Source organism: Calditerricola satsumensis (assembly GCF_014646935.1).
Classification (GTDB): Bacteria; Bacillota; Bacilli; order Calditerricolales; family Calditerricolaceae; genus Calditerricola; species Calditerricola satsumensis.
In genome coordinates this window covers 1-6,770 of the sequence record NZ_BMOF01000072.1, presented here as the reverse complement: position 1 = coordinate 6,770, position 6,770 = coordinate 1, and the positions used below count along the sequence as shown (strand labels likewise).

Genomic DNA, 6,770 nt, shown 5'->3' with positions numbered 1-6,770 from the left:
ACAGTTTTGTGAAGGTGAAAGTGCACCGAATACAAGGGATTCGGACAACGAAAAAGGCTCTACCCTTGTCGAATTTCGTACGCCCCGCGGACCATCACGTACACGGCGCTCTTGTTGGCGGGCGACGCCACGATCCCCCGCCCATCGGGGCGCGGCACGACAAACAGGTGGTCGCGAGGAAGCGCCGCCGTCGTGCGCCAGTCCCTTCCGCCGGTCAAGTCGGAAAGGCCTTCTCCGTACGCATTCAGAATCGGCAGCACCGTTCCCGGCGAGCGGATGATCAGTTCCAGCGACGACTTGGCGATCAAGGCGTCCCCGGGTTGCAGCGTGACCACCGTGTAGGCCAGCGACGCCCCACCTCCCGGCGCCGACAAGCGCAGCTCATTGATGCGCGCGTCCACGTAGCTCTTCGTCACGAGCGGGTCGTCCACCGAGCCCGGCGCCGACACCCCGTTGGCCCACGCGCCCTGGGCCGCGAGCGCCAGTGCCGTCAGCACCCCAACGCCTGCGAAACGCGCCCACTCTCGCTTGTTCATCGTCTCCCCTCCCGAACATGGTTTTTCCCATCGCTTCACGGTTGATTCGGCCGGATCAGGGCGTGGTGGGGTCGATCGCCCGGCGCGTCACCACAAAGCGGTACGCCTCGTACTTCGACCCTTCATCGGCCTGCAAGCGCAGCAGGTAGCGGCCGGGATCCACCGTGCGGTGCACGGCGACGGCCGCGTCCGTGACCGGCCCGTCGTGCAGCGGGCGCAGGGCGCCGTCATACCAGGTGAGGCGCAGGCCCGCGAGCGGCGGCACCTCCTCGAACAGGACCGTCACCACGCTGGGTTCCGGTACGGTAAAGGCGTACCAGTCAAAATCGACCACGCTGTCGATCGTCCCCGCTACCGGGACGCCAAAGAGGACGGGGTGCGCCTCCCACGACACCTCGTTGGGTTCGGCCGGGTCCGGCTGCTCCGGCGTGTAGCGGACGTGCAGGGTGTATTCGCCGTCGACGGAGACGCCGTAGTAATTGGTGATGCGCAGGTAGTAGACGCCGGGCTCGACCTCCAGCGAAAATACCTCGGCCTGGCCGTTTTGCACGTTGCCGTCATCGATCTCGCGGCGAACGCCCAGGGCGGGGTTCTCCACCCGCACCACCGGGTCGAAGCGCAGCGTGTCGACCGTCACGCGCACATCCAGACGCCCCGGGCGACTGACCTCGGTTTGAAACCAGTCCTCGTCGCCGTCATGGTGGATGGTGCCCGTGAGCGTGGCCGTCCGGCCCGACCACGGCAGCGGCTTGGCCTGCCGGAGCGTATCGTTCGGCTCGTACGGATCGCGGTAGATGCGAAACTGCGTGGTCATCACATACCGGACCGGCCCATCCGGCGCCACCACCGCCGACAGCCTGATCCAGCTGGTGCCCCGCGGCAGGCTGAACACCACCGTCTGCGTCATGCGCAGGGTATGCACCGCGCGCGCGGCCGCCTTCCCGTTCGGGTAGGCCTCCACGCGCACCGGCGCGCCGGCCTGGGGCCCCTCCACGCTGAGCAGCAGCTCGCCGGCATACCGCATGTCCACCTTCCACCAGTCCACATCGCCGCGCTTGAGCGTCCCGTACCGCTCCCCCACCACCGGCAGCGGGTGCGCCTGGGCCATCCGGTCGTTCGGCTCAAAGGGATCGTCCGGCAGCACGGTGGTCACGGCGCGGTAGGCGTTGAGGCGGCCGAAGCCGGTTTTCTCGTCCCACCCCGGCGGGCCCACGTCGTCGGCCGTCAGGCGAATCTGGTTGCGAATCTGCCGCGGCGTCCACTGCGGGTGCAGCGCCTTGAGCATGGCCGCCACCGCGGCCACCTGCGGTGCGGCCAGCGACGTGCCGTCGCGGGCAAAGCCGTACCCGCCGCCCAGCGCCGTCGTGTACACGCGCGTGCCCGGCGCCACCACGTCCACTTCCTGCCCGTGGTTGGAATAGTAGAGCCAGCGGTCGGCCCCGTCTACGGCCCCCACGGCCAGGACCGTCGGAAACGCCGCCGGGTATTCCACGCGCGCGCCGCGGTTGCCGGTGGCCGCCACCACGACCACGCCGCGCTTCTCGGCGTACTCGACGGCCTCTTTCATGTGCAGGGAGTAGATCGGGTCGCCGAGGGACAGGAGCACCACATCGGCGCCGCGGTCCACCGCTTCGCGGATGCCCATCCCGACGGTGTAGTCGCCCCCCTCGCCGCGGGCGTCGAGCACCTTGACGGGCATGATCCGCGCCCGCCACAGCACGCCGCTCACCCCGAGGCCGTTGTTCCCCGCGGCGGCGACGATGCCGGCCAGGGCCGTCCCGTGTCCGTTGTCGTCCTGCGGCGGCTTTGCGGGCTCCACCAGGTTGACCCCCGGCACCAGGTTCGGCGCCAGGTCGGGATGGGCGAGGTCCACCCCCGTGTCGACGACGGCCACCGTCACGTTCGGGGCCTCCCGCACCACGCCCCAGGCCAGGTCGGCGCGGATCTGGCGCAGGTACGATGTCTGCTCCGGATTGGCCTTGTCGTTGGGCACGGGCAGCGCCTTGATGCGCAGCTTGCGGTTGGGCTGCACGAACTCCACGTCGGGCCGCTTGCTCCAGGCGTCCACCCACCGCACCACATCAATGTGTTCGTTCAGCCGCACCACCATGAGACGGTGGCGGTCGTCGCGCTGCAGCACCTCAAACTCGCCCGGGGCGCTGGGCGCGTGGTCCCGCCACTTGATGATCCACTCCCGCGTCTCGGGCAGCCCCGGCTCGCCCGACGCCTGGCGCTTCTGCCCGATCCACCCGGTCGCCAGCCACCCGCCGAGGAGAAGCAGCGCCACCAATGCCGCGGACAGCCACTTGCGCATATTGCGGTCGCTCCTGATTCAGCATGGAAAGATGCGCGCCAAACGCGCGGAAACGCCTGACAAACGAAGAGACGCGCAAGGCCGCCAACGGGTTGCGGCGGCGCGACTCGGCATCATTATACCATTTCTTTTCTTGCGCGGCATGGGATAGAGAAATGAGATATAATGAAGAAAACCGGAGGAGGTGTCCCGATGGCCGACCTCGACCGCCTCATGGCCTACCTGGACGAACGCTTCGCCCAGATTGACCGGCGCCTTGATGCCATGGACGCGCGCTTCGCCCAGATCGACCAGCGCCTCGACGCCATGGACGAACGCTTTGCCCAGATCGACCGGCGCCTCGATGCCATGGACGAACGCTTTGCCCAGATCGACCGGCGCCTCGATGCCATGGACGCGCGCTTCGCCCAGATCGACCGGCGCCTCGACGCCATGGACGAACGCTTCGCCCAGATGAACGAGCACATGGATGCGCGTTTCTCCGAGATCATCAACGCGATGATGAAGCTCCACCAGGCGATGATCGATCAGGTGGTGCACAACTTCGAGAAGAGATTTGGCGAACTGCAGGTAGGACTCGCCGATCTCAAGCTGCGCATGAAAGAGCTGGAAGTGCGGGTCGAGATGAGCCTCGACACCGTCCGCCTGGAACTGATAAAGCACAAGGAAGACATCGGGTGGCTGAAGCACAAGGTGCTGGGCGGATAAGACCAACGGCACAGCGGGCTGGATGGCCCGGTTTTTTTTTTGGGCGTCGTTGCGCCGCCTTCTCCCCCATCCTCACGGTCTTCCTTCCCCGTCCTCGCGCATCTGACCAAGCCACCGGTTTTTCTCGTCAATCAGGTGTTGCAGCGCGGGATGGTTGTGGCCGTACAGGTTGGCCAGCGCCCGTTTTTGCGGATTTTGGTCCGTCAGATACGTCTCGTACAAATAATTCATGTTGGCCACATGGTGGTTAAGCGACACGTGCGTCGTCCTTCCCCCCGGCCCGCCCACATAATCGGGCAAAAGCAGCCCTTTCCGGCTCGTCGGGATCCCGTAAGCCTGGATGTACCGGGCATGGTAGCGATCCCACTAGGCCAGGCTGGCGCGAATCGCCGGATCGGGCTTTCGCTGCGCAAAGCGGTGCAGAAACGTCGCGTTGTCGACATTCCGCCGGTTGTCCATGTAGCGATGGCCAATTTTGTATTCGCGCGCCAACCAGTTCGCTTTCGGATGCGTTTCCCAATATCCGTTTTCGTTTTGCGTTTGGACAGCAGTGTAGGCCATGTGGGTCAGGACAAGGTCGAAATAGTGGGCGCCGCGCACGTCCAGCCAAGGAAGGGCCTGCAGGCCGGCAACGTTGGCCGGATTCCGGTAGAAGGATCGGGCAGCGGCCGGCACGTAATTGAACGCCGGATCCGCGGGATCGTAGGGCGTTCCAACGGCTTCAGGGCGCGCGGCCTTCCCACCCGGTAGTGATGGGTGGGGCTTTCCGCGAAGAGCGTCGCGCGGATGTGGCGCGACGGCTCGGCGGGCACGATCCCCTTGTCCGTGAGCGCGCGAAAGGCGGTTTGCGTTGGGCGCTTCACGACGAGCGTCAGCGCCTCGCCGGCGTTCCGCCGTGACCGTTCGTTCCGCGCAAAGTACGCCACGCTGCCGTCGGAATACCGGACCAACAGCAGCTTGAATAGCTTGCCCTTCTGCTGGTACACATACAGGTCGTGTCGCGCGTGGCGATAGGTACGGGACATCACGAAGGGCTTGGCGTTGCCCATCAGCCGCGCAACTGCAGCTCGTAGTCCACCGCGCGGTCACCGTCGATGTCGAAGGAAAACGCCGCTGTACCGCTTGTGGCTGAAGGAAGGAGGAGAGAAAAGAGCACCAGCAGCAATGAACCCCGTGTTGCTCTCAGCCTGGTTTTCATGTGTACACGCTCCGTTAATCCAAACTATAAAAAGGGGCAGCAAAGCACCATACCTTGCTTTGATGCCCCTAAAGTATGGCTCTTTATTGGTGTACCCAATCATAAAATCGTTTGATCACGACAGCGGCTTCTGCTCGAGTTCCATGTCCGTATGGTTTAAATGTTTGATCAGGATAACCGTTCATGAACCCCAACGAAACAATCTTATTTATGTCATCTTTCGCCCAATTTGGAATGGCTTTGGCATCTTTAAATGTAAGTTGTATAGGTGAAGGGATAGGTTTATTGAGCAATGAAGTTGCTCTGGCCATCATCGAAGCCATTTCCGCTCTTGTTATGACAGCAAGGAAGGTTAGGCAAAATACGGACTAAAACGGCTGCAAATTCCGCTCTGGTTATTTTCCCTTCTGGCTCGAAAAAGTTTTCATTTCGTCCCTTCAAAATCCCCTTTATTGCAAGGTACTCAATCGCGTCCTTAGCCCAATGATTTGAGGTTACATCGCTAAAGAGAAGTCGTTCGGTAAACACCAAACGTTTTAAAAAACCATCTTTGCCTGTATACTCGAACAAAATGGCATTGTTTTTGAACACGATTTTTCCTTCGTATTTCGTTTGCGATTCATCATACGAGTACTGATATGTTACAACACCATTTTCATGGTCCTTAAGTTTCAGTGCTCCAAACAAAATTTCATCACCAAAACCTGAGTCTTGATAACCTAAGGATACTTTAATCTCCTGATTTTTAGGGCGGACAAAAAGGATATAATTTCCAGACTGCAGACAAACTCCCTCGGTGCCAACGTAGCCGAGGGAGTTTTCTTGTAGTTTGTGTACGAAAGAAAGATATCGAAATTAAGGGCATGACGCCCTGTTTTTCCTAACCTCCATAACCAATTCGCTAGTTTCTTCAAATTCATACAAGCAAAAACAAGCATTGCCTGCATTGTCACTTTTTCCAACCCACGCAACGTGGTCCAACGCAAGCCATGCTTCTCCTTGAGATCCGCAAACACACGCTCAATCGTTTCCTTTCGGCGTGCATATAGGCGTTTATTCACTTCTGTATGTCGCAGGTGCTCCACTTCCTCCATGTAATGAGCCCAGATATGGCGGCTCACGCGCTTAACCGCGTCGTGGCTTTCAGTGCACTGGGAGCGGAACGGACAAGAGCGACATGTCGTGGCATCGGAACGATAGATTCTGTAACCCTCACGGGTCGTGGTTTCGTAGGTAAGCACTTGTCCGACAGGACAAAGATAGCAATCGTAGTACTCATCGTACACGTAATCCTGCTTTCGATACCTTCCGTCTTTTGTGTGGGGACGAGTATACGGCATGACCGGACGGACCTGTTGGTCCAAGAGGTACTTGCTGATATAAGGTGTTTTATACCCTGCATCCACCGCGACAGCGCTGGGTTTTCCGACGTGCTTGACGGCTTGCTCGAACACATCTGTGAAGACCTGACTGTCATGAACGTTGGCGGCCGTGACGACGGCACTGACGACAAAGCCGTTTTGGTCGCTGGCCACATGGAAGGAGTAAGCGAACGTCTGTTCCTTTTCGTTTTTGACAAACCAGCCGCTGTCCGGATCAGTGGTGCTTTGCTTCACCTCCTTCCAGACGGCTTTAAACTTTTTTGGCAACGGCTTTTTCCCGTGCGCTACGCGGTCCTGGTTGATTTCCTCTTCCAGAAGTTCTTGATATTTCTTTCCTTCTTCCTGAACGAGCCGCTTGATGAATTTTCTCTTGTTGGCGTTGGCTTTGACATGGGTGGAATCAATATACAGCACGGAAGGGTCCACAAGCCCGTGATGGCAGGCTTCTTCGAGAATGCGCGTAAAGATCCTTTCAAACAGGTCGGTACCTTTGAATCGGCGGACGTAGTTTTTCCCAAACGTCGTGAAATGGGGAATGGGCTGGGTGAGATCGTATCCCAAAAACCACCGATAGGCGATATTGGTTTCGATTTCCTTGATGGTTTGACGCATGGAACGGATGCCGAACAGAT

9 protein-coding genes are annotated in these 6,770 nt (G+C 60.0%); 1 reads left to right on the top strand and 8 read right to left on the bottom strand.

Annotated elements, in window-relative coordinates; all coding sequences use genetic code 11:
* Positions 1 to 59: 59 nt before the first annotated feature.
* A complete protein-coding gene (locus tag IEX61_RS11625) occupies positions 60 to 536 on the bottom strand; it encodes a hypothetical protein (protein WP_188818172.1) in 477 nt (158 codons plus the stop codon).
* A 55-nt stretch (positions 537 to 591) separates the two neighbouring features.
* Positions 592 to 2,850: a S8 family serine peptidase gene (locus tag IEX61_RS11620; RefSeq protein ID WP_188818170.1), complete on the bottom strand. Its 2,259-nt coding sequence runs from the start codon at positions 2,848 to 2,850 to the stop codon at positions 592 to 594.
* Between the two features lie 192 nt (positions 2,851 to 3,042).
* Between IEX61_RS11620 and IEX61_RS11615 the strand changes: the two genes are divergently transcribed.
* Positions 3,043 to 3,558 carry a hypothetical protein gene (locus IEX61_RS11615; RefSeq protein WP_054671063.1) on the top strand — a complete coding sequence of 172 codons (516 nt, stop codon included), beginning with the start codon at positions 3,043 to 3,045 and terminating at the stop codon, positions 3,556 to 3,558.
* Between the two features lie 72 nt (positions 3,559 to 3,630).
* Here IEX61_RS11615 and IEX61_RS11610 read toward each other — a convergent pair whose 3' ends face one another.
* From IEX61_RS11610 to IEX61_RS11585, 6 genes are all read right to left on the bottom strand, one after another.
* On the bottom strand, positions 3,631 to 3,816 hold the full coding sequence (locus IEX61_RS11610; RefSeq protein WP_054671064.1) for a hypothetical protein: 186 nt from the start codon (positions 3,814 to 3,816) through the stop codon (positions 3,631 to 3,633).
* Positions 3,817 to 3,924: 108 nt separating this feature from the next.
* Positions 3,925 to 4,050, bottom strand: coding sequence for a hypothetical protein (locus IEX61_RS12665; RefSeq protein ID WP_268238410.1), 126 nt, complete (start codon positions 4,048 to 4,050; stop codon positions 3,925 to 3,927).
* A gap of 74 nt (positions 4,051 to 4,124) precedes the next feature.
* On the bottom strand, positions 4,125 to 4,607 hold the full coding sequence (locus tag IEX61_RS12565; RefSeq protein ID WP_054671067.1) for a hypothetical protein: 483 nt from the start codon (positions 4,605 to 4,607) through the stop codon (positions 4,125 to 4,127).
* Between the two features lie 232 nt (positions 4,608 to 4,839).
* Complete coding sequence (locus tag IEX61_RS12835; protein WP_373288459.1) at positions 4,840 to 5,067, bottom strand: S-layer homology domain-containing protein; 228 nt, start codon at positions 5,065 to 5,067, stop codon at positions 4,840 to 4,842.
* Positions 5,039 to 5,347, bottom strand: coding sequence for an S-layer homology domain-containing protein (locus IEX61_RS11590; protein WP_054671071.1), 309 nt, complete (start codon positions 5,345 to 5,347; stop codon positions 5,039 to 5,041). Before IEX61_RS11590 ends, IEX61_RS12835 begins: the two co-directional genes overlap by 29 nt.
* 128 nt (positions 5,348 to 5,475) lie before the next feature.
* Positions 5,476 to 6,770 (bottom strand): IS1182 family transposase (locus IEX61_RS11585; RefSeq protein ID WP_229725864.1); only part of this gene is annotated, 1,295 nt, incomplete at its 5' end.